At 71.4% G+C, this 19759-nt stretch carries 21 protein-coding genes; 12 read left to right on the top strand and 9 right to left on the bottom strand.

The annotated features are described in order from the left end of the window. Window positions 1-494, top strand: a 494-nt coding sequence (locus VGD85_RS07465; RefSeq protein ID WP_414690775.1) for an efflux RND transporter periplasmic adaptor subunit, incomplete at its 5' end; no start/stop codon positions are given. A 58-nt stretch (window positions 495-552) separates the two neighbouring features. Next, window positions 553-1722 (top strand): GAF domain-containing sensor histidine kinase, encoded by a 1170-nt coding sequence (locus VGD85_RS07470; protein WP_331062820.1) that lies wholly within the window; start codon window positions 553-555, stop codon window positions 1720-1722. Window positions 1723-1755: 33 nt separating this feature from the next. Here the strand turns inward: VGD85_RS07470 and nadA are convergent, their stop codons facing one another. Both nadA and VGD85_RS07480 read right to left on the bottom strand, forming a co-directional pair. Next, window positions 1756-2940, bottom strand: a complete 1185-nt coding sequence (nadA, locus tag VGD85_RS07475; RefSeq protein ID WP_331062821.1) for a quinolinate synthase NadA — start codon at window positions 2938-2940, stop codon at window positions 1756-1758. A 30-nt stretch (window positions 2941-2970) separates the two neighbouring features. After that, the gene (locus VGD85_RS07480) at window positions 2971-3843 is read right to left on the bottom strand and encodes a GNAT family N-acetyltransferase (protein ID WP_331062822.1); all 873 of its coding nucleotides are present in this window, start codon (window positions 3841-3843) and stop codon (window positions 2971-2973) included. An 18-nt stretch (window positions 3844-3861) separates the two neighbouring features. Between VGD85_RS07480 and VGD85_RS07485 the strand changes: the two genes are divergently transcribed. Next, on the top strand, window positions 3862-4935 hold the full coding sequence (locus VGD85_RS07485) for a glycerate kinase (protein WP_331062823.1): 1074 nt from the start codon (window positions 3862-3864) through the stop codon (window positions 4933-4935). A gap of 81 nt (window positions 4936-5016) precedes the next feature. After that, window positions 5017-5379, top strand: a complete 363-nt coding sequence (gene erpA, locus VGD85_RS07490; RefSeq protein ID WP_331062824.1) for an iron-sulfur cluster insertion protein ErpA — start codon at window positions 5017-5019, stop codon at window positions 5377-5379. Window positions 5380-5444: 65 nt separating this feature from the next. On the opposite strand, the gene VGD85_RS07495 is transcribed toward erpA, so the two are convergent. Further along, window positions 5445-5693, bottom strand: coding sequence for a hypothetical protein (locus tag VGD85_RS07495; protein WP_331062825.1), 249 nt, complete (start codon window positions 5691-5693; stop codon window positions 5445-5447). A 75-nt stretch (window positions 5694-5768) separates the two neighbouring features. Between VGD85_RS07495 and VGD85_RS07500 the strand changes: the two genes are divergently transcribed. After that, complete coding sequence (locus tag VGD85_RS07500) at window positions 5769-6752, top strand: carbohydrate kinase family protein (protein WP_331062826.1); 984 nt, start codon at window positions 5769-5771, stop codon at window positions 6750-6752. Here VGD85_RS07500 and VGD85_RS07505 read toward each other — a convergent pair. Together VGD85_RS07505 and VGD85_RS07510 are read right to left on the bottom strand one after the other, a co-directional pair. Further along, window positions 6745-6966 (bottom strand): sulfurtransferase TusA family protein, encoded by a 222-nt coding sequence (locus VGD85_RS07505; RefSeq protein ID WP_331062827.1) that lies wholly within the window; start codon window positions 6964-6966, stop codon window positions 6745-6747. The genes VGD85_RS07500 and VGD85_RS07505 overlap by 8 nt on opposite strands. Beyond that, the gene (locus tag VGD85_RS07510; protein WP_331062828.1) at window positions 6963-8099 is read right to left on the bottom strand and encodes a cysteine desulfurase family protein; all 1137 of its coding nucleotides are present in this window, start codon (window positions 8097-8099) and stop codon (window positions 6963-6965) included. The genes VGD85_RS07505 and VGD85_RS07510 overlap by 4 nt, the downstream gene beginning before the upstream one ends. A 175-nt stretch (window positions 8100-8274) precedes the next feature. On the opposite strand from VGD85_RS07510, the gene coxB reads away from it, so the two are divergent. The 4 genes from coxB to VGD85_RS07530 all read left to right on the top strand — a co-directional run bounded on the left by coxB (window position 8275) and on the right by VGD85_RS07530 (window position 12644). Continuing rightward, window positions 8275-9207: a cytochrome c oxidase subunit II gene (gene coxB / locus VGD85_RS07515; protein WP_331062829.1), complete on the top strand. Its 933-nt coding sequence runs from the start codon at window positions 8275-8277 to the stop codon at window positions 9205-9207. Next, the gene (gene ctaD / locus VGD85_RS07520) at window positions 9204-10952 is read left to right on the top strand and encodes a cytochrome c oxidase subunit I (protein WP_331062830.1); all 1749 of its coding nucleotides are present in this window, start codon (window positions 9204-9206) and stop codon (window positions 10950-10952) included. Before coxB ends, ctaD begins: the two co-directional genes overlap by 4 nt. Next, window positions 10952-11350, top strand: coding sequence for a cytochrome c oxidase subunit 4 (locus VGD85_RS07525; RefSeq protein ID WP_331062831.1), 399 nt, complete (start codon window positions 10952-10954; stop codon window positions 11348-11350). The genes ctaD and VGD85_RS07525 overlap by 1 nt, the downstream gene beginning before the upstream one ends. An 88-nt stretch (window positions 11351-11438) precedes the next feature. Beyond that, entirely contained in the window at window positions 11439-12644 is a 1206-nt protein-coding gene (locus VGD85_RS07530; RefSeq protein ID WP_331062832.1) for a L,D-transpeptidase, read from the top strand. A gap of 305 nt (window positions 12645-12949) precedes the next feature. On the opposite strand, the gene VGD85_RS07535 is transcribed toward VGD85_RS07530, so the two are convergent. From VGD85_RS07535 to VGD85_RS07550, 4 genes are read right to left on the bottom strand one after another with little or no spacing between them, the layout of a single operon-like run. After that, complete coding sequence (locus tag VGD85_RS07535; protein WP_331062833.1) at window positions 12950-14698, bottom strand: cytochrome bc complex cytochrome b subunit; 1749 nt, start codon at window positions 14696-14698, stop codon at window positions 12950-12952. Window positions 14699-14700: 2 nt separating this feature from the next. Further along, window positions 14701-15804: a ubiquinol-cytochrome c reductase iron-sulfur subunit gene (locus VGD85_RS07540; RefSeq protein ID WP_331062834.1), complete on the bottom strand. Its 1104-nt coding sequence runs from the start codon at window positions 15802-15804 to the stop codon at window positions 14701-14703. Further along, window positions 15801-16670, bottom strand: a complete 870-nt coding sequence (locus VGD85_RS07545) for a c-type cytochrome (RefSeq protein ID WP_414690777.1) — start codon at window positions 16668-16670, stop codon at window positions 15801-15803. Before VGD85_RS07545 ends, VGD85_RS07540 begins: the two co-directional genes overlap by 4 nt. A gap of 38 nt (window positions 16671-16708) precedes the next feature. Continuing rightward, window positions 16709-17356, bottom strand: a complete 648-nt coding sequence (locus VGD85_RS07550) for a heme-copper oxidase subunit III (RefSeq protein WP_331062835.1) — start codon at window positions 17354-17356, stop codon at window positions 16709-16711. A 66-nt stretch (window positions 17357-17422) separates the two neighbouring features. Between VGD85_RS07550 and VGD85_RS07555 the strand changes: the two genes are divergently transcribed. The 3 genes from VGD85_RS07555 to trpD all read left to right on the top strand — a co-directional run. Continuing rightward, the gene (locus VGD85_RS07555; RefSeq protein WP_331062836.1) at window positions 17423-18382 is read left to right on the top strand and encodes a cytochrome c oxidase assembly protein; all 960 of its coding nucleotides are present in this window, start codon (window positions 17423-17425) and stop codon (window positions 18380-18382) included. 13 nt (window positions 18383-18395) lie between these two features. Further along, entirely contained in the window at window positions 18396-18815 is a 420-nt protein-coding gene (locus VGD85_RS07560; RefSeq protein WP_331062837.1) for a hypothetical protein, read from the top strand. Then, window positions 18812-19759: anthranilate phosphoribosyltransferase (gene trpD / locus VGD85_RS07565; RefSeq protein ID WP_331062838.1), on the top strand; the 948-nt coding region annotated here is incomplete at its 3' end. The genes VGD85_RS07560 and trpD, both read left to right, overlap by 4 nt.

A 19759-nucleotide genomic window follows, 5' to 3' on the forward strand; every position in this document is an offset into this window, starting at 1 on the left:
AGGTCCGCCAGCTCGAGGTCGGCCAGGAGGCGGCGGTCACCCCGGCGGGCGCCGAGCGGTCGTACGCCGCCCGGGTGAGCGCGATCAGCGCACTGCCGGACACCTCGACGGGCAGCACCACCTACGCGGTGACCGTCACCCTGGACAAGCGCGGCCTGGCGCTGCCGGCCGGGGCGACGGCCACGGTCGACGTCGTCGTCGGATCCGCGCAGGACGTGGTGTCCGTGCCGGCCTCGGCGGTGCGCGACGGCACCGTGACGGTGCTCCGCGACGGCACCGCGTCGACCACCCCGGTGACCACCGGCCTGGTGGGCGCGTCGCGGATCGAGGTCACCGACGGCCTCGAGGCCGGTGACGAGATCGTGGTCGCCGACCTCTCGGCCGAGGTGCCGACCGGTGACACGAGTGGTGGGTCCGGCCTGGGTGGCTTCCGACCGCAGATCGGCACCGGCCCGGCCGGGCCCGGCGGTGGGCCGGTCACCTTCCAGCGATGAGTGCGGCGTACTAGATTCCGGCTCGAGGGATCGGCTCGACCTGCCGTGGGAGGGGTACATGGTCGCGACCGCCGCTGTCGACGCCGCACGCGTGGCCGAGATCGGGAAGTACGTCGTCCTGACCGACCCGCCGCGCGCGGACCTGCTCGCGCTGGTCGAGATCGCGGCCCAGGTGGCCCGGGTGCCGATGGCGACGATCAACCTGATCACCGATGTCGCGCAGCACCAGATCGCGACGCACGGGTTCGAGGCCTCGATCTGTGCGCGCGAGGACTCGATGTGCAACCTGGTGCTCCACGAGGGCGCTCCGGTGGTGGTCCCCGACGCCAGCCTCGACGAGCGATTCCGCGACAACCCGTTCGTGACCGGTGCGCTGGGCGATGTCCGGTTCTACGCCACCCACCAGCTCGTCACCCCCGACGGCGTGGTGATCGGCACGCTCTGCGTCTTCGACACCGTGGCCCGCGAGCTCAGCGACGAGCAGGAGCGCGCCCTGGCGGGGCTGGCCGACCGCGTCGTCGACCTGCTCGAGCTGGAGCTGCGCACCCGGGAGCTGAGACGCTCGAACGAGCAGCTGGCGGGCTTCGCCGGGCAGGTCAGCCACGACCTGCGCAATCCCCTCGCCGCGGTGACCCTGTCGCTGCGGATGCTCGGCGAGCACCTGGAGGGACGGCCCGGCCAGGACGACCGCGCGCTCGGCTACCTCCTCGAGAGGGCGCTCGGCGGCGCCGAACGGATGCAGTCGCTGATCGACGACCTGCTCGCCTACGCGCGGGTCGGGGCCGAGCTCCAGCGGGTGCCGGTGGACCTAACGGCGGTGTTGGCGGACGTCCGCGCCGACCTGGCCGCCGCGCTCGCGGGCGCCACGCTCGTCGAGGGCGACCTGCCCACCGTGACGGGCGACCCCGTCCACCTGCGGGCGGTGCTGCAGAACCTGGTGGCCAACGCCGTGAAGTTCACCCGCCCCGGGGAGCCGGCCCACGTCGAGGTCGACTCGGTGCGGGTGCGAGACGTCTGGCGGATCGAGGTGTGCGACCGCGGCCCCGGCATCGCACCGGACCAGCGCGAGCGGGTGTTCCTGCCCCTGGCGCGCATCGACGCCTCCGTGGAGGGCTCGGGCATCGGCCTGTCGACCTGCCGGCGCATCGTCGAGGCGCACGGCGGCCGCATCGGCCTCACGGACGCGGCGTACGGCGGAACCTGCGCCTGGTTCGAGCTGCCGGCCTGATCGAGGTTGGGACCGCTCTCGGACCGGGCTGGGTCAGTCCTTGTGGGTCTTGCCCGGCAGGGCGAGCATCCGCTCGAGGGCGACCAGCGCCCACTTCTCGGTCTCGGGGTCGACCTCGATCCGGTTCACGACCGTGCCCGCGACCAGCGACTCCAGCGCCCACACGAGGTGGGGTAGGTCGATGCGGTTCATCGTCGAGCAGTAGCAGACGGTCTTGTCGAGGAACGAGATGTTCTTGTCCGGGTGGGCGGCCGCGAGGCGCTTGACGAGGTTGAGCTCGGTGCCGATCGACCAGCTCGACCCGGCGGGGGCGGCCTCGATGGTCTGGATGATGAACTCCGTGGAGCCCACCAGGTCGGCCTTCGTGACGACCTCGTGGGTGCACTCGGGGTGCACGAGGATCTGCACGCCGGGGATCGTGGCGCGCAGCTCGTCGACGACGTCGGGGGAGAAGCGGCCGTGCACCGAGCAGTGGCCCTTCCACAAGATGACCTTCGCGTCGCGCAGCTGGTCGGCGGTGAGCCCGCCGCCGGGCTGCATCGGGTCCCACACGACGCAGTCGTCCAGGCTGAGGCCCATCTTCAGCACCGCGGTGTTGCGGCCCAGGTGCTGGTCGGGGAGGAACAGGACCTTGGTGCCCCCGTCGACGTCGGCCTTCTGCTCGAACGCCCACTCCAGCGCCACCTCGGCGTTGCTCGAGGTGCAGACCAGGCCGCCGTGGCGGCCGCAGAACGCCTTGATGTCGGCCGAGGAGTTCATGTACGTCACGGGGACGACCTGGTCGGCGACGCCGGCCGCGGTGAGGGCGTCCCACGCCATCTCCACCTGGGTCAGCCGGGCCATGTCGGCCATCGAGCAGCCGGCGGCGAGGTCCGGGAGCACGACCTGCTGCGCGGGGCTGGTGAGGATGTCGGCCGACTCGGCCATGAAGTGCACGCCGCAGAACACGATGTACTCGGCGTCCGGCCGGGCCGCGGCCTCGCGGGCCAGCTTGAACGAGTCGCCGGTGACGTCGGCGAACTGGATGACCTCGTCGCGCTGGTAGTGGTGGCCGAGCACGAACACCTTGTCGCCCAGCGCCTCCTTGGCCGCCCGGGCGCGCTCGACGAGGGCCGGGTCGGACGCCGGCGGCAGGTCGCCCGGACACTCCACGCCGCGCTCGCTGCTGAGGTCGGTGCCTCGGCCGAGGGGCAGCAGGGGGAGGTCGATCGTCGTCATGAACGTGATCCTAGTCTCGCGGTCGGTCGCTCAGAGCAGCGCACCATGGTGAACGTACGGCGCGGGCGGGTTCATCCCGTGCAGCGCGAGATAGCCCTCGGTGTGCACGTCCAGGCGGGCCGCGAACCCCACGTCCAGCACCCACTGGTTGGCCCCGGTGACGTGCGGGACCGTCACCTCCTCGGGGCCCTCGGCGAGCGCCGCCCACAGCAGCCGGGTCGCCGTCCGCCGGTTCGAGGCCGCCAGCAGCGCGAGCCGGCCGCGCTCGTCGAGGTAGGCGTAGCCCGAGCCGGTCGTCGTGTCCGAGACCAGCAGGCGTGCGGTCGTGAGCAGCAGCTCGTGGTCGGGCCCGTGGCCGGCGCCGCGCGCCGCCCGGTCCAGGGAGTCCATCAGCTCCACGTCCGCGGCGCTGCCGTCGCGGACCTTCTCGACCACCGGGAGCAGCGTGCGGTCCAGCCGGCCGGCGAGGTACATCTGCGGGTGCAGCGCGAACCCGGCCTGGTGGTAGACCCGCACCGCCTTGGCGTCCGACGAGGCCGACAGCATCCGGCGGGTGCAGGCCCGTCCGTGCTGCAGCGCCGCCGCCAGCAGCGGCTTGCCGATGCCCTGGCCCTGCCGAGCCGGCACCACGGCGTACGTCGCGAGGCACCACAGCACCTCGCGCCGCAAGGACGTCGCGATGCCGACGACGCCGGAGTCGTCCTCGGCGACCCAGCAGCCGCCGGGATCGGTGGCCACGAGGTGGCTGGTGCGCCGGATCCACGCCGCCCGGTGGGCCTCCGTGCGCCGCACCGGCTCGGGGGCCGAGACGCGCCGCGTCCGGCTCTCGAGCTCGAAGAAGCCCTCGTCGCTGATCCGCTCGGCCGCGGGCACGTCCTCCTGGGTCATCGGGCGGATCCGCACGTCCGACAGACTAGGCGCATGAGGATCCTGGTCGCCCCCGACAAGTTCGCGGGCACCCTGACCGCCGTCGAGGCGGCGCAGGCCATCGCGACGGGCTGGCGACGCCGTGCGCCGCACGACGAGCTGGACCTCGCGCCGATGGCCGACGGCGGACCCGGGTTCGTCGACGTGCTGCACGCCACGCTGGGCGGCGAGCTGCTCGCGGTCACCGTGCGCGGACCGCACGGGGAGCCCACACCCGCGACGGTGCTGATCGCCGGCGACACGGCGTACGTCGAGGCCGCCCAGGCCTGCGGTGTCCACCTGACCGGTCGCGAGGGTGCCGAGTCCGCGACGACGTACGGCGTCGGGGAGCTGCTGCTGGCGGCCGCCGGTGCCGGCGCGGAGCGGGTCGTCGTCGGGCTCGGCGGCAGCGGGACCAACGACGGCGGCGCCGGCCTGCTCGCCGCGCTCGGTGCGACCGCCGACCGGCCGCTCGACGCGGGCGTCGCCGGGCTCGCGGGGGTGTCGCGGGTCGAGCTGCCGGCCTACCCGCTGCCGCTGGTGGCCGCGACCGACGTGGACAACCCGCTGACCGGCCTGTTCGGCGCCACGAAGGTGTACGGGCCCCAGAAGGGGCTGGCGGAGGAGCGCCTCCCCGTGCTCGACGGGTGGCTCGAGGAGCTCGCCGTCGCCACCGACCGGCGGGTGTCCCTGGAGAAGGGGGCCGGCGCGGCGGGGGGCCTCGGGTTCGCGCTGCTGCTCCTGGGCGCCACCCGCGAGCCCGGCATCGGACTGGTCGCCGACGTGGTGCGGCTGCCCGAGCGGGCGCGGCAGGCGGACCTCGTGATCACCGGCGAGGGCGCGTTCGACTTCTCCAGCCGGTCCGGCAAGGTGCCCTACGGGGTCGCGGAGATCGCCGCCGAGGCGCTGCGGCCGTGCGTGGCGCTGGCGGGGCAGGTGCTGGTGGGCTCCCGGGAGATGCGGGCGCTGGGCATCGAGTCGGCGTACTCGCTGGTCGACCTGATCGGGGAGGAGCGGGCGTTCGGCGACCCGGCCGGGGCGCTCGCCGACCTCGCGGAACGGGTCGCGCGGACCTGGTCACACCGGTGAGCGGAATAACCGGGCGTGTGCGACCATTGATCGAGTAGTTGATCGAGCAACACCCTTCCACCGAACTTGGGAGAACCGCACATGACCGAGCAGGTCGAGACCACCACCGAGCGCCGTACGGACTCCATCAACCTGAGCCCCGTGGCCGCCGCCAAGGTGAAGAGCCTCCTCGAGCAGGAGGGCCGCGACGACCTGTCGCTGCGCATCTCCGTGCAGCCGGGCGGCTGCTCGGGCCTGCGCTACCAGCTGTTCTTCGACGAGCGCAGCCTGGACGGCGACGTGGTCACCGACTTCGACGGCGTCTCCGTCGTGGTCGACCGGATGAGCGTCCCCTACCTCAACGGCGCGACGATCGACTTCGTCGACTCGATCGAGAAGCAGGGCTTCACGATCGACAACCCCAACGCCACCGGCTCCTGCGCCTGCGGCGACTCGTTCCACTGAGCTGACGACGCAGAAGGCCCCGCCGGCAGTGCCGGCGGGGCCTTCTGCGTCGTCATGGCCTGCGGTCAGTCGCCGTCGAGCTGGAGGTTGAGGGCGCCGGCGAGGCGGGCGGCGGCCTCGGAGATCTCGATCTCGCGCTTGGGCAGCTCGCGGGGGTAGTCCTCGAAGTACAGCGAGGGGGCCGGGCGGGCGACCGCGCGTACGGCGCGCTCCAGGTGGAGGTTCGCACCCGCCGCCCGGCAGTCGGCACGCATCTCCTCGGGGGTCGCGGGGTCGTCGTACGCGAGTCGGGGTGCGCGGCGCTCGTCGGTCATGGATGCGACGCTACGCGCTACCGATGGGTACCCGTAGCGGTACCGCTCAGTAGTCTTCTGCGTAGTCTTCTGCGCATGTCGCTGCTGATCACCGGCTCCATCGCCACCGACCACCTGATGACCTTCCAAGGCAAGTTCGCCGACTCGCTGGTGGTCGAGCAGCTGGACAAGCTCTCGGTCTCGTTCCTCGTCGAGGACCTCGAGATCCGCCGCGGCGGCGTCGCCGCCAACATGTGCTTCGGACTCGGCCAGCTGGGCGTCCGGCCGGTGCTGGTCGGGGCGGCCGGCGAGGACTTCGCCGACTACCGCTCGTGGCTGGAGCGGCACGGCGTCGACTGCGGACACGTGCGGATCTCCGAGACCCGGCACACGGCGCGGTTCGTGTGCACGACCGACCCGACCGGCGCGCAGATCGCGTCGTTCTACCCGGGTGCGATGAGCGAGGCGCGGTTGATCGAGCTGGCGCCGATCGTGTCGCGCGTCGGTCACCCGGAGTACGTGCTCATCGGCGCCGACGACCCCGAGGGCATGCTGCGCCACACCGACGAGTGCCGCCAGCGCGGGTACCCGTTCATCGCCGACCCCAGCCAGCAGCTCGCGTTCAGCGGCGGGGAGCTGATCCGCAGCCTGATCGACGGCGCCGCGATCTTGTTCTCCAACGAGTACGAGTCGGCGATGATCGAGCAGAAGACCGGCTGGTCGACCGACGAGGTGCTCGACCGGGTCGGCGTGCAGGTCACCACGCTCGGCAAGGACGGCGTCCGCATCCTCCGCAAGGGCGAGGACCCGATCGAGCTGCACGCCGCCAAGAACGTGCCCGCGGTCGAGCCGACCGGGGTCGGCGACGCGTTCCGGGCCGGGTTCCTCGGTGCCCTGGCGTGGGGGGTCGGGCTCGAGCGGGCGGCGCAGGTCGGGTGCGTGCTGGCGGCGTACGTCGTCGAGACCGTGGGCACCCAGGAGTACGCGTTCACGCCGGCGCAGTTCCTGGGCCGCATCGAGGAGTCGTACGGCGCGGCCGCGGCCGACGACCTCGCGCCGCACCTCAAGCGGCTCAGCTGAGCCGGCGCACCAGGTAGCGCCCGGCGGGGTCCTCGCCGGCGTACTCCTGGCCGCGCATGCGGCACCAGGCCGGGATGTCCGTGCGTGCCGCCACGTCGTCGGCGAGCACGGCGACGACGCCGCCGACCGGGACGTCGGCGTACCTCTTGCCGAGCTCGATGACCGGCAGCGGGCAGCGCAGGCCGCGGCAGTCGAGCTCGAGGTCGGCGATCACAGCCCCGCCTCGGCGCGGATGTCGCGGACGACGTGGGGGAGCGCGGCGAGGAAGCCGTCGACGTCCTCCTCGGTGGTCGCGCGGGTCAGCGAGACCCGCAGGTTGCCATGAGTGAGCACACCCATCGCCTCCAGGACGCGGCTCGGGGTCAGCGTCGAGGCCGTGCACGCCGATCCGCTGGCCGCGCCGTAGCCGCGCCGGTCGAGCTCGGTGACCAGCGCCTCGCCGTCGACGTAGAGGCAGGAGAAGGTCACCAGGTGGGGGAGCCGGTCGACGGGGTCGCCGACGACCTCGACGTCCGGGATCGCGGCCGCGGTGGCGCGGATCCGGTCGACCAGGGCGTGGTGGCGGGCGTTGAGCTCGGCGCGCTCGCCGACGACCGCCTGGAGCGCGGCGGCCGCGGCGAGGGCGGCGGGCACGTTCTCGAAGCCGCCGGCTCGCTCGTCGACCCGGTCGTCGCCGGGGAACGGGTTGAGCCAGCGGGTGCCCTTGCGGACCAGGAGGATCCCGATACCGGCCGGCCCGCCCCACTTGTGCGCCGATCCCGCCGCCGCGTCCCACCGGTCCGGGAGCGGCAGCCGACCCATCGAGGCACACGCGTCGACGAAGAGCGGTACGCCGGGAGCCACGTCGTCGACCGGCTGCAGTGTGCCGACCTCGTGGTTGGCCGACTGCAGCGCGACGACGTCGGCCCCCGCGAACGCGTCCGGGTCGACCCGCCCGAGCCGGTCGACCGGGGCCTCGAGGGGCGCGGGGCCGCCCCACCGGGCCGCGTGGACGACCGCGGAGTGCTCGACCGCGGCGTACCCGATCCGGGCCTCGCCGGCCGGCCCGTTCGCCGACGAGGCGCCGCGGCGCAGCCCCAAGAGGCCACGGTGGACCGCCTCGGTGCCGGAGGAGGTGAACGTGACCTCGTCGGGGCGCACCCCGAGGCACTCGGCGACGACCGCGCGGGCGTTGTCGAGCAGCAGGCGGGCGTCCCGGCCCGGCCCGTGCAGCCGCCGCGGGTCGGCGTACCCCCGCTCGAGGGCGGCGAGGAGCGTGTCGCGGGCGGCCGGGTGCAGCGGCTCGGAGGACGCCGCGTCGAGGTAGACCGGGCGGCCCGGGAGGCGCGAGGGGTCGGCGCTGCTCACGTCCCCGAACCTATCCGGAGGGGCGCCGGGCGCGCGCCCGGGCACCGAACGGGGTGACCGGTGGGTAGAAGGTCCCGGGACTCGTCCCAGGACATGGGCCCCCCGCCGGGTCTTAGGTCCTGGGATTCCGCTAGTGTTCGCAACATCCGTGTTCGTTGAGAGAGAGGCTCAGACGTTGAGTCTGCAACTCCCCAAGCGTGCCGCCCGCAGCCGCGGGGCAGCTCGCCGGGTGACCGGCCTGGCCGCGATCGGTGCCGGCGTACTCGTGCTGGGTGGCTGCTCGTCCGACACTCAGGGCGAGTGGGAGCGGTTGGCGATGCCCGATCCCGCTTCCGAGCAGGGTGAGCACATCCTCAACCTGTGGCAGGGCGCCTGGATCGCCGCGCTGGTGACCGGCGTCATCGTCTGGGGACTGATCTTCTACGCGATCTGGCGCTTCCGGCGCCGCAGCGAGGACGAGATCCCCGTCCAGACGCGCTACAACCTGCCGCTGGAGATCTTCTACACGATCGCGCCGATCATCATGGTGATCGTGTTCTTCGCCAAGACCGTGGACGTCCAGAACGCGGTCCTCGACGACGACCTCCCGGTCGACAACACGATCGAGGTCGTCGGCCAGCAGTGGTCGTGGACGTTCAACTACGGCATCGGCGAGCAGGACGCGTCGGCCAACGACGACGCCGCGGACGACAACTTCCCGTACTCCTCCTACGTCCATGAGTCGGGCACCGCCTCCTACATCCCGACGCTGGTGCTGCCGGTGGGCGAGACCACGCGGTTCAACCTGCACTCCCCGGACGTCATCCACGACCTCAGCGTCCCGGCGTTCCTGCTCAAGATGGACGTCATCCCCGGCCGGGTGAACCACTACGAGATCACCCCGAGCCGCACCGGCGAGTTCGCCGGCAAGTGCTTCGAGCTCTGCGGCGTCTACCACTCGCGGATGCTCTTCAACGTCAAGGTCGTCAGCCCCGAGGAGTACGACGCCTACCTCCAGCAGCTCCAGGACGCCGGCGCGACGTCGCAGGCCCCGCTGCTGGGCGGCGCGTACGCCGACACCCAGGCCGGGCTCGACTCCGGCACCGAGTCCGAGGAGGGCGCGCAGTGACCGCCACCGCAGTACCGTCCACCCACGTCACGGCGCGACCGCGGCTGGGTGAGCAGATCGCGCGGATCCTCACGACCACCGACCACAAGGTGATCGGCAAGCTCTACCTCGGGACCTCGTTCAGCTGGTTCCTGATCGGCGGCCTGATGGCCATGCTGATCCGCTCCGAGCTCGCCTACCCGGGCATGCAGGTCGTGAACGACGAGGTCTACAACCAGCTGTTCACGATGCACGGCACGATCATGCTGCTGCTGTTCGCGACGCCGCTGTTCTTCGGGTTCGCGAACGTGATCATGCCGCTGCAGATCGGCTCGCCCGACGTCGCGTTCCCGCGCCTGAACATGCTCAGCTACTGGCTGTTCCTCTTCGGTGGCCTGATCGCCGCCTCCGGCTTCCTCACCCCCTCCGGCGCGGCCGACTTCGGCTGGTTCGCCTACACCCCGCTCTCCGACGCGGTCCGTTCGCCCGGCGTCGGCGGCGACCTGTGGATCATGGGTCTGTGGATGGCCGGCCTCGGCACGATCCTCGGCGCGGTCAACTTCATCACCACGATCATCTGCATGCGCGCGCCCGGCATGACGATGTTCCGGATGCCGATCTTCGTGTGGAACACGCTGGTCACCAGCCTGCTCGCGCTGATCGTGTTCCCGGTGCTCGCCGGCGCGCTGCTCGCGCTCGAGGCCGACCGCCAGCTCGGCGCGCACGTCTTCGACACCTCGCACGGTGGCGCGATCTTGTGGCAGCACCTGTTCTGGTTCTTCGGCCACCCCGAGGTCTACATCATCGCGCTGCCGTTCTTCGGCATCGTCACCGAGATCCTGCCGGTGTTCAGCCGCAAGCCGGTCTTCGGCTACATCGGCCTCGTCGGCGCGACCCTCGGCATCGCGGTGCTCTCGGTCGCGGTGTGGGCGCACCACATGTTCGTCACCGGCGCCGTGGACCTGCCGTTCTTCTCCGGCATGACGTTCCTGATCGCCGTACCGACCGGAGTGAAGTTCTTCAACTGGATCGGGACGATGTGGGGCGGATCCATCTCGTTCGACACCCCCATGCTCTGGTCGATCGGCTTCCTGACGACGTTCCTGTTCGGCGGCCTCACCGGCGTGATCCTGGCCAGCCCGCCGCTGGACTTCCACGTGTCGGACTCCTACTTCGTGGTCGCGCACTTCCACTACGTCGTGTTCGGCACCGTGGTGTTCGCGATGTTCGCCGGCTTCTACTACTGGTGGCCGAAGTTCACCGGCCGGATGCTCGACGAGCGCCTGGGCAAGCTGCACTTCTGGCTGCTGTTCATCGGGTTCCACACCACGTTCCTCGTGCAGCACTGGCTGGGCGTCGAGGGCATGCCGCGGCGCTACGCCGACTACCTGCCCGGCGACGGCTTCACCACGCTCAACCAGGTCTCCACGATCGGCGCGTTCCTGCTCGGCGCCTCGACGTTGCCGTTCTTCTACAACGTCTACATCTCGCGCCGCTCGCCGCTGGTCAACACCGACGACCCGTGGGGCTGGGGCCGCTCGCTGGAGTGGGCGACCAGCTGCCCGCCGCCGCGGCACAACTTCGTCGCGATCCCGCGGATCCGCTCGGAGTCCCCGGCCTTCGACCTGCACCACCCGGAGGTCGCCGCGATCGAGCTGGAAGACAACGAGGCCGCCCGCGTGGGCGCGCCGGCCGACGCCCCAGACATGGAGGGACGCGAGGAGATGCTCCGCGACCGCAACGCCAACCCGGAGGGTGACGCCTGATGAAGTCCGAGGCCTGGGTCTTCGGGATCGTCGCGGTCTTCTTCGGGCTGATCGCGCCGGCGTACTGGTTCATCACCTCCGACTGGACCGGCACCTCCGCCCTGACCATGACGATGCTGCTCGCCGCCATGGTGACGCTCTACCTCGGGTTCCACGCGGCGAAGATGGACCCGCGTCCGGAGGACCGCAAGGACGGCGAGATCGCCGACGGCGCGGGGGAGCTGGGCTTCTTCCCGCCGTACTCCTGGTGGCCGCTGTGGTGCGCGCTGACGCTCGGCGTGATGGTCTACGCGGTCGCGCTCGCGGCGTGGTGGCTGTTCATCATCGGGGTGGTGCTCGGTGCGGTCGCGCTCAGCGGCTGGATCTTCGAGTACTACCGCGGCGAGCACGCGCACTGAGTCCGGACGCCGTCGACGAATCGGCGGTGTGGGTGCCGCCGGTTAGGCTTGGCGGCAGGACCACACGCTCGTCACGGGGAGTTCCAGCATGTCCGAGAGTCGTTCGCGCGCTCGCGCGCTAGCCGCCGTCGCGGTCGCCGCAGCGCTGACGCTGACGGCCTGCCAGTCCGACGACCTGCCGGGCGCCTCCGCGGTCACCGGTGACGACCCGAGCTCGGACGCCTCCGAGGCCCCCGCCCTGCGGCTGGTCTCGAGCATCGACAAGGGTGCCACGGGCGTGCCCGTCGACCAGGCGGTCTCGGTCAAGGCCCGGGGCGGCTCGATCGACTCGGTCGCGGTCACCTCGGCGGCCGGCAGGCTGCCCGGCGAGGTCCGCGCCGACGGCACCCGCTGGGTCGCGACCGGACGGCTCGAGCCCGGGACGGCCTACACGATGACCACGGTCGCCGAGCGGACCGACGGCACCCAGGTCCGGCGTACCTCGAAGTTCACGACCCAGGACCTCACGCTCGACCAGCAGACCTACCCGTCGGTGGCGCCGCTGGAGGGCGAGACGGTCGGCGTGGGCATGCCCGTGATCGTCACCTTCGACGTCCCGGTGACCGACAAGGCGGCGTTCGAGCGGCACATGACCGTGACGTCCACGCCCAGCCAGCCGGGCGCCTGGCACTGGATGAGCGACACCGAGGCGCACTGGCGCCCCAAGACCTACTGGCGGGCCGACACCGACGTGCACGTCGACATCGACGTCAACAGCGTGCCGGCCGGCAACGGCATCTACGGCCAGGAGAGCCGGCAGCTCGACTTCCACGTCGGCGACGCCCACATCTACCGGGTGAACGCGCAGACCCACCAGATGCGGGTCTTCAGCAACGGCAAGCTGCTGCGCACGCTCCCGATCACCACGGGCAAGCCCGGCTTCACGACCCGCTCCGGGGTCAAGGTGATCATCGAGAAGTTCGACAGCAAGCGGATGAACTCCGAGACCGTCGGCATCCCCGCCGGCAGCGCCGATGCCTACGACATCGACAACGTCCAGTGGGCGATGCGGGTGACCTACTCCGGTGAGTTCATCCACGCCGCACCCTGGTCGGTCGGCTCCCAGGGCTACGCCAACGTCTCCCACGGGTGCACGGGCATGAGCACCGACAACGCCGGCTGGCTCTATGCGATGTCGCGTCGCGGCGACGTGGTCGAGTACACCGGCACCGACCGGCAGATGACCCTCACCAACGGCTACGGCGACTGGAACGAGTCCTTCCAGCAGTACCGCCAGGGCTCCGCGCTGTCCTGACCGCCCGCCCGTGAGGGCTCGAGTCGGCGCTACTGCAGGTTTGTGGGGGCGCGAGTCGGCGCTACTGCAGGTTTGTGGGGGCGTGAGTCGGCGCTACTGCAGTGCGAGCCCGCCGCGAACTCGACCGGCGGGCTGCACTGGCGCCGAGTCGGCAGGCCGGCGGGCTGCATTGGCGCCGAGTCGGCAGGCTGGCGGGCTGCATTGGCGCCGAGTCGGCGGGCTGGCGGGTGGGGCACGCACGAAGGCCGCCCGACTCCCGGGTGGGGGAGTGGGCGGCCTCTGCGCGTGGAGCCGTCCGGCGCCGGTCAGTGCTGGCGCAGGCTCTCGTCCTCGACGAGGTGGTGGCCGTCGAACTGGTGGCCGTCGGCCGCGTGGCCCTCCACGCCCGCCTGGAGCTCGTGCTCGTGCTCGGCGTGGTGGTGGCCGGCCTCGAGTTCCTCGACGGTCGGCTTCTGCACGTTGTCGGCGTACCAGAGGGTCCGCAGCCGGTGGCGCAGGGCAGCGACGCGACCACCGCTGGGGGCGGGGATCCCGTTGACGTCCTCGTCGTGCTGGTGGTCCACCGGCACCGGGTCACGGTCGCGCGCGGCGAGCGTGTAGGCGCGGGTGGACGAGAGCGGCAGGTGCTTCTCGGAGTAGCCGCCCTCGGCCGAGCGCATGATGATGCCGGTCTCGTAGCCGTGCAGCAGCGTCTCGTTGTCCTTGCGCTGCAGCGAGATGCACCAGCGGCGGGTCACCACGAACGCGATCACCGGACCGACGAACACCGCGACCCGGAGGAAGTAGGTGATCTGGTTGATGCTCGCGTGCAGCTTGATCGCGATGATGTCGTTGCCGCCGGCGATCCAGAACAGGCCGTACATCGTCATCAGCGCCACCATCAGCGCGGTGCGCGTCGGTGCGTTGCGCGGCCGCTCCAGCAAGTGGTGGTCTCGCTTGTCGCCGGTGATCCAGGCGTCCAGGAACGGCAGCAGCATCACGATCGTGAACATCACCACCGGCAGGATCAGGATCGGCAGCATGACGTTCCAGCTGATCGTGATCCCCCAGAAGTGGGACTCCAGACCGGGCATGATGCGCAGCGCGCCGTCCGGCCAGCCCATGTACCAGTCGGGCTGGGAGCCCGCGGTGACCTTCGAGGGGTCGTAGGGCCCGTACTTCCACACCGGGTTGATCGACAGCAGCGCACCCATGAGCGCGGTGACGCCGAAGACGATGAAGAAGAACCCGCCGGCCTTCGCGGCGTACACCGGCAGCATCGGGAAGCCCACGACGTTGTGCTCGGTGCGGCCGGGACCGGGCCACTGGGTGTGCTTGTGGTAGACGAGCAGCAGCATGTGGGCGGCGATCAGCGCGAGCAGCAGGCCCGGGATCAGCAGCACGTGGACGACGTAGAGGCGCGGGATGATCGACTCACCCGGGAACTCGCCGCCGAACATGAAGAACGACATGTAGGTGCCGACCACCGGCGTCGCCTTGACGAAGCCGTCCGCGGCGCGGATGCCGGTGCCGGAGAGCAGGTCGTCGGGCAGGGAGTAGCCGGTGAAGCCCTCGAGGGTGCCGAGGATCAGCAGCAGGCTGCCGATCACCCAGTTCAGCTCGCGGGGCTTGCGGAAGGCGCCGGTGAAGTAGACACGCAGCAGGTGCACCATCATCGAGGCGACGAACAGCATCGCCGCCCAGTGGTGCATCTGGCGCATCAGCAGGCCGCCGCGCACGTCGAAGGAGAGCCGCAGGCTCGAGGCGTAGGCCTCGGACATGTGGATGCCGCGCAGCTGGTCGTAGGACCCGTTGTACTGGACCTCGCCCATGCTGGGGGTGAACCACAGCGTCAGGAAGACGCCGGTCAGGAGCAGGACGACGAAGCTCCACAGCGCGATCTCGCCGAGCATGAAGGACCAGTGGTCCGGGAAGACCTTGCGCAGGTTCTTCTTCATGGCGGTCGCGAGGCCGAGCCGCTCGTCGGCCCAGTTCGCGACCGCCCCGGCCCGGTTGGGCTTGGTCGTGGTCGCCGCCGTCGTGGCGTTGGTCTTGGCGACCCTGCTGGTGTCCATGATCAGCCACGCTCCCAGAAGCTCGGTCCCACGGGTTCGGTGAAGCCGCTCTGCGCGACCAGGTAGCCCTCGTCGTCGACCATGAGCGGCAGCTGCGGCAGCGGCCGGGCCGCCGGGCCGAAGACGACCTTGGCCGAGTCGGCCAGGTCGAACGTCGACTGGTGGCAGGGGCAGAGCAGGTGGTGGGTGGTGCGCTCGTAGAGCGAGATCGGGCAGCCCACGTGGGTGCAGATCTTCGAGTAGCACACGATCCCGTCGACCGACCAGTTCTCCCGGCCGTCGCCCGGGGTGATCTCCTCGGGCTCCATGCGCACGACGACGACCGCGCCCTTGGACTTGTTGACCTGCAGGGCGAGGCCCTCGAGCGGCTCGCCGTCCTCGCCGCCGTTGAAGATGCCCTCGGGCTCGGCGTTGACGAGGTCGCCGATCTCGAGGTCGGCGGGGCGGATGGGCGTGCCGACGACGTCGCGGACGACGCGCATGCCCTTCTCCCAGATCGTGTTCTCGATGCCGGCGCCCGGGTAGGGCTTGTCCTTGGCGACCTGGCTCGGCGTGGGGCCGAGGTCGCGCAGCATCACGACCGCGGGCAGCCCGAGGAGGCCCACCGCGCCGAGCAGCGAGTTGCGCACGAGCGGGCGGCGGCCGATGCCGGACTCCTCGAGCCCCGCGTCGAGAGCGGCGAGGGTGGCCTCGCGGTCGGCGGCCGAGGACGCCGACGGGTGCCGGGCCTCGACGATCTCGTGGTCGGCCATCAGCTTGCGGGCCCACTGGATGACGCCGGTGCCGATGAACAGCAGGGCGCCCGCGAGCGAGAGCCCGATGAACAGGTTCGACGCGCCGACGCCGCCGACGACGTCCGGGTCCTCGCCGATGTCGAAGGCGAAGTAGGAGACCAGCAGCAGGATCGTGCAGACCGCCGAGAGACCGAAGAGCGTGGCCACCTGGCGCTCGGCGCGCTTCTCCGCCCGGGGGTCGACGTCGGTCGGGCGCCACTGGTGCTCGGGCAGGCCCGGGTTGGCGTAGAGGTCGTTGACCAGCGCCTCGTCCGGGACGTTGCTCAGCTCGTGGCCGGGGACGTCGGGGTGCCCGTTGTCGTGGCTGCTCACGCCTCCACCTTCTTCTTCGTCGAGCGGGTCGTGTGCGCGGCGATCCAGACCGCGGCGCCGACCAGGGAACCGATGCCGAGCACCCAGGCGGCGAGGCCCTCGGGGACCGGGCCGAGACCGCCGAGGCCGAAGCCGCCGTAGTCGGGCATGTCCTCGAGCGAGCCCAGGTAGGCGATCACGTCGCGCTTCTCGTCCGGCGAGAGGTTGCCGTTGGTGAAGTTCGGCATGTTCTGCGGGCCGGTCAGGAGGGCCTCGTAGATGTAGCGGGGCTCGACGCCGCGGATCTTGGGGGCGAAGCCGCCGCGCGGCATCGCGCCGCCGGAGCCCTCGAAGTTGTGGCAGGCGGTGCAGTTGGTCAAGAAGATCTGGCCGCCGTTGGTGATCGCCTGCTGACGCTCCTCGTCGGACATCCCCTCGAGGCTGTAGTCGCTCTCGTCGGGGATCGCCGGGCCGGGGCCGAGCGAGGCGACGTACGCCGCGAGCGCGGCGATCTCGTCCTGGTCGAACGTCTCGGGCTTGCGGGGCACCTGGGCGCCCGGCCGCGCCATCGGCATCCGGCCGGTGCCGACCTGGAAGTCGACGGCGGCCGCGCCCACGCCGACCAGCGAGGGACCGAGCTGGTTGCCGTCCTGGCTGCGCATGCCCTCGCCGTTCTGGCCGTGGCAGAACGAGCAGCTGACCAGGAACAGCTCGCGGCCCTGCGCGATCTGCTCCTCGCTGGCCGCTGCGGAGCCCGCCTGCGCGGGGGAGAACACCGTGTAGAGCCCACCGGTCAGCAACAGGCCGAGGAGCACCACGGCGAGGCCGGCGAGCGGTCCGCGACGGTGCCTGGAGAGGCGACCGGCGGAACGGTTCAGGAGACGCACAATTCAGTCCTTGCGGTTGGTCGTGCTGCGGGCGGGGGCTACTGGACGAGGTAGATGGTCGCGAAGAGGCCGATCCACACCACGTCGACGAAGTGCCAGTAGTAGGAGACGACGATCGCGCTCACCGCCTGCTCGTGGGTGAACTTGCGCGCCACGAACGTGCGGCCGAGGACGAAGAGGAAGGCGATGAGACCGCCGGTCACGTGCAGACCGTGGAAGCCGGTGGTCAGGTAGAACATCGTGCCGTACGCCGAGTCCTGGATCGTGATGTTCTCGCGGATCAGCTCGGCGTACTCGGTGGCCTGCCCGCCGATGAAGACCGCGCCCATGATGTAGGTGAGCACGAACCACTCGCGCAGCCCCCACCCGGCGACGTTGAACACCGATCCGGTGCGGCCGACCTGGCCGCGCTCGGCGGCGAACACGCCGAGCTGGCAGGTGAGGGAGGAGAGCACCAGGATCGTGGTGTTCACCGAGGCGAACGGCACGTTGAGGTGCTCGGTGTTCTGCGACCACAGGTCCGGGCTCACCGACCGGATCGTGAAGTAGGCGGCGAACAGTGCCGCGAAGAACATCAGCTCGCTGGAGAGCCAGATGATGGTCCCCACACTGACCATGCTCGGACGGTCGTGGTGCCCGTGCAGACGGGATGCCGGAATCGCGGTTGCAGTCGCCACGGGCGTCATTATGTCGTGACTTGGGCAGGAGGGCACCCCGGGGGGCCCGTGTCGCGTGGTCCTAGAGTTCAGACCGTGCTCCACACCGCGGTCGCGACCCTCGCCGAGGGCACCGGCGACCTTCCCCGGTTCACTGCCTCAACCCTCCTGACGGGGTGGTCGCTGGAACCAGTGTCGTTCGTCCTGACGGCCTGGGTCGCGGGGCTCTACGTCTACGGGACCCTGGTCCTGCGCCGGCGCGGCGACCACTGGCCGGTCGGGCGCACGCTGGCGTTCGTCGGGCTGGGGATGGGCTCGTTCTACTTCGCCACCAGCTCCGGCCTCGCGACGTACGACCTGACGCTGCTGAGCGTCCACATGGTCCAGCACATGATCTTGTCGATGCTGGTGCCGATGGCCCTCGCGCTGGGGGCGCCGGTCACGCTGGCGCTGCGCACCCTGCCCGCCCGGCCGCGGCGCTGGCTGCTCGTGGTGCTGCACTCCCGCGTCGCGAAGGTGCTGTCGTTCCCGCCGCTGGCGTTCGCGCTTTACATCGTCTCCCCGTGGGCGCTGTACTTCAGCGGGTGGTACTCCGCCAGCCTGCACTCGGCGTACGTCCACGAGATGATGCACATCCACCTGGTGCTCGTCGGGGCGCTGTTCTTCTGGCCGATCCTCGGCGTCGACCCGGTGCCGGGGCGGGTGGCCTACCCGTTCCGGATGCTCCTGGTGGTGATGACGCTGCCGTTCCACGCGTTCCTCGGCGTGACGATCATGGGCCAGGACGACCTGCTCGGCGGGACCTGGTACCCCGAGCTGCACGAGGGGCCGATGGGGGCGTGGCTGCCCGACCCCGCGGACGACCAGCACCTGGCGGGCGGGATCCTGTGGGGCTCGGGCGACCTGATCGCGCTGGCGCTGTTCGCGGCGCTGTTCACCCAGTGGGTGCGCTCCTCCCTCCAGGAGGCCCGGCGCGAGGACCGGCGCCTGGACCTGCTGGAGGCGAGGGAACGGGCCGCATCGGGGGACACCCCGACCCGCGGGGACGGGCCCTAGTAACATCGCGGGCGTGACCGACTCGACCTCCCAGCGGAGCGCCCTGCGCGTGCTGGTCTACAGCGACGACGTGAACACCCGGCAGCAGGTCATCTTGGCGCTCGGCCGGCGGCCGCACCCGGACCTGCCCGAGCTGGAGTACGTCGAGGTCGCCACCGAGCCGGTCGTGATCGCGAACCTCGACGCCGGCGGCATCGACCTGGCGATCCTCGACGGCGAGGCCGTGCCCGCCGGCGGTATGGGCATCGCCAAGCAGCTCAAGGACGAGGTCTACCAGTGCCCGCCGATCGTGGTGCTCACCGGTCGGCCCCAGGACGCCTGGCTCGCGACGTGGTCGCGCGCCGAGGCCGCCGTACCCCACCCGCTGGACCCGATCCAGCTGGCCGAGACGGTGGTCTCCCTGCTGCGCCCGCACGTGCCTGCACGCACGTGAGCAGCTGGCCGGAGGTCCTCGGCGCCCTCGTGGGGGGCAGGGACCTCAGCGCCGACCAGACCGCCTGGGCGATGGGGGAGATCCTCGCCGGCGAGGCCACCGTCGCCCAGATCGCCGGTTTCGCCGTGGCGTTGCGCGCCAAGGGTGAGACCGTCGAGGAGGTCAGCGGGCTCGTCGAGAGCATGTACGCCCGGGCGACCCCGATCACGGTGCCCGGCCGGCTCCTCGACGTCGTCGGCACGGGCGGCGACCGGTCGATGTCGGTGAACATCTCCACGATGTCGGCGATCGTCGCCGCGGGTGCGGGCGCCCGCGTCGTCAAGCACGGCAACCGGTCGGCGTCCTCGCAGTCTGGATCCGCCGACGTGCTCGAGAGCCTCGGCATCCGGCTGGACCTCCCCGCCGACCGCGTCGCCGCGATCGCGGAGGAGGCCGGCATCACGTTCTGCTTCGCGGCCGCGTTCCACCCGGCGATGCGGTACGCCGCGGTGCCCCGGCGCGAGCTCGGCATCGGCACGACGTTCAACTTCCTCGGCCCGCTCACCAACCCGGCCCGCGCCCACGCCCAGGCGATCGGCTGCGCCGACGCGAGGATGGCGCCGGTGATGGCCGGGGTCTTCGCGCGGCGCGGTGTCGACGCGTGGGTGTTCCGCGGCGACGACGGCCTCGACGAGCTCACCACCACCACGACCTCGCGGCTGTGGTGGGTCCACGCCGGCGAGGTCCGGGAGACCACCGTCGACCCCGGGGCCCTCGGGCTCCCGCGGGCCGACGCGGAGGCGCTGCGCGGCGGCGACGCCGCCCACAACGCCGAGGTGGTCCGACGGCTGCTCGCCGGTGAGGCCGGCCCGGTGCGCGACGCGGTGCTGCTCAACGCCGGCGCCGCGCTGGCGGTCCACGACGCACCCGAGCTGCCGCTGGCCGAGTCACTCCCCGCGGGGATC

It is taken from the genome of Nocardioides sp., assembly GCF_036401255.1.
In the GTDB taxonomy this organism is placed as follows: domain Bacteria; phylum Actinomycetota; class Actinomycetes; order Propionibacteriales; family Nocardioidaceae; genus Nocardioides.

What these genes read in the sequence shown, in the direction of transcription:
- VGD85_RS07495 (WP_331062825.1), bottom strand. Translation starts at nt 5,693, where the DNA reads ATGACCGACGAGCGCCGCGCACCCCGACTCGCGTACGACGACCCCGCG.
- nadA (WP_331062821.1), bottom strand. Translation starts at nt 2,940, where the DNA reads ATGACGACGATCGACCTCCCCCTGCTGCCCCTCGGCCGAGGCACCGAC.
- VGD85_RS07525 (WP_331062831.1), top strand. Translation starts at nt 10,952, where the DNA reads ATGAAGTCCGAGGCCTGGGTCTTCGGGATCGTCGCGGTCTTCTTCGGG.
- VGD85_RS07530 (WP_331062832.1), top strand. Translation starts at nt 11,439, where the DNA reads ATGTCCGAGAGTCGTTCGCGCGCTCGCGCGCTAGCCGCCGTCGCGGTC.
- erpA (WP_331062824.1), top strand. Translation starts at nt 5,017, where the DNA reads ATGACCGAGCAGGTCGAGACCACCACCGAGCGCCGTACGGACTCCATC.
- VGD85_RS07500 (WP_331062826.1), top strand. Translation starts at nt 5,769, where the DNA reads ATGTCGCTGCTGATCACCGGCTCCATCGCCACCGACCACCTGATGACC.
- VGD85_RS07485 (WP_331062823.1), top strand. Translation starts at nt 3,862, where the DNA reads ATGAGGATCCTGGTCGCCCCCGACAAGTTCGCGGGCACCCTGACCGCC.
- VGD85_RS07550 (WP_331062835.1), bottom strand. Translation starts at nt 17,356, where the DNA reads ATGACGCCCGTGGCGACTGCAACCGCGATTCCGGCATCCCGTCTGCAC.
- VGD85_RS07535 (WP_331062833.1), bottom strand. Translation starts at nt 14,698, where the DNA reads ATGGACACCAGCAGGGTCGCCAAGACCAACGCCACGACGGCGGCGACC.
- VGD85_RS07470 (WP_331062820.1), top strand. Translation starts at nt 553, where the DNA reads ATGGTCGCGACCGCCGCTGTCGACGCCGCACGCGTGGCCGAGATCGGG.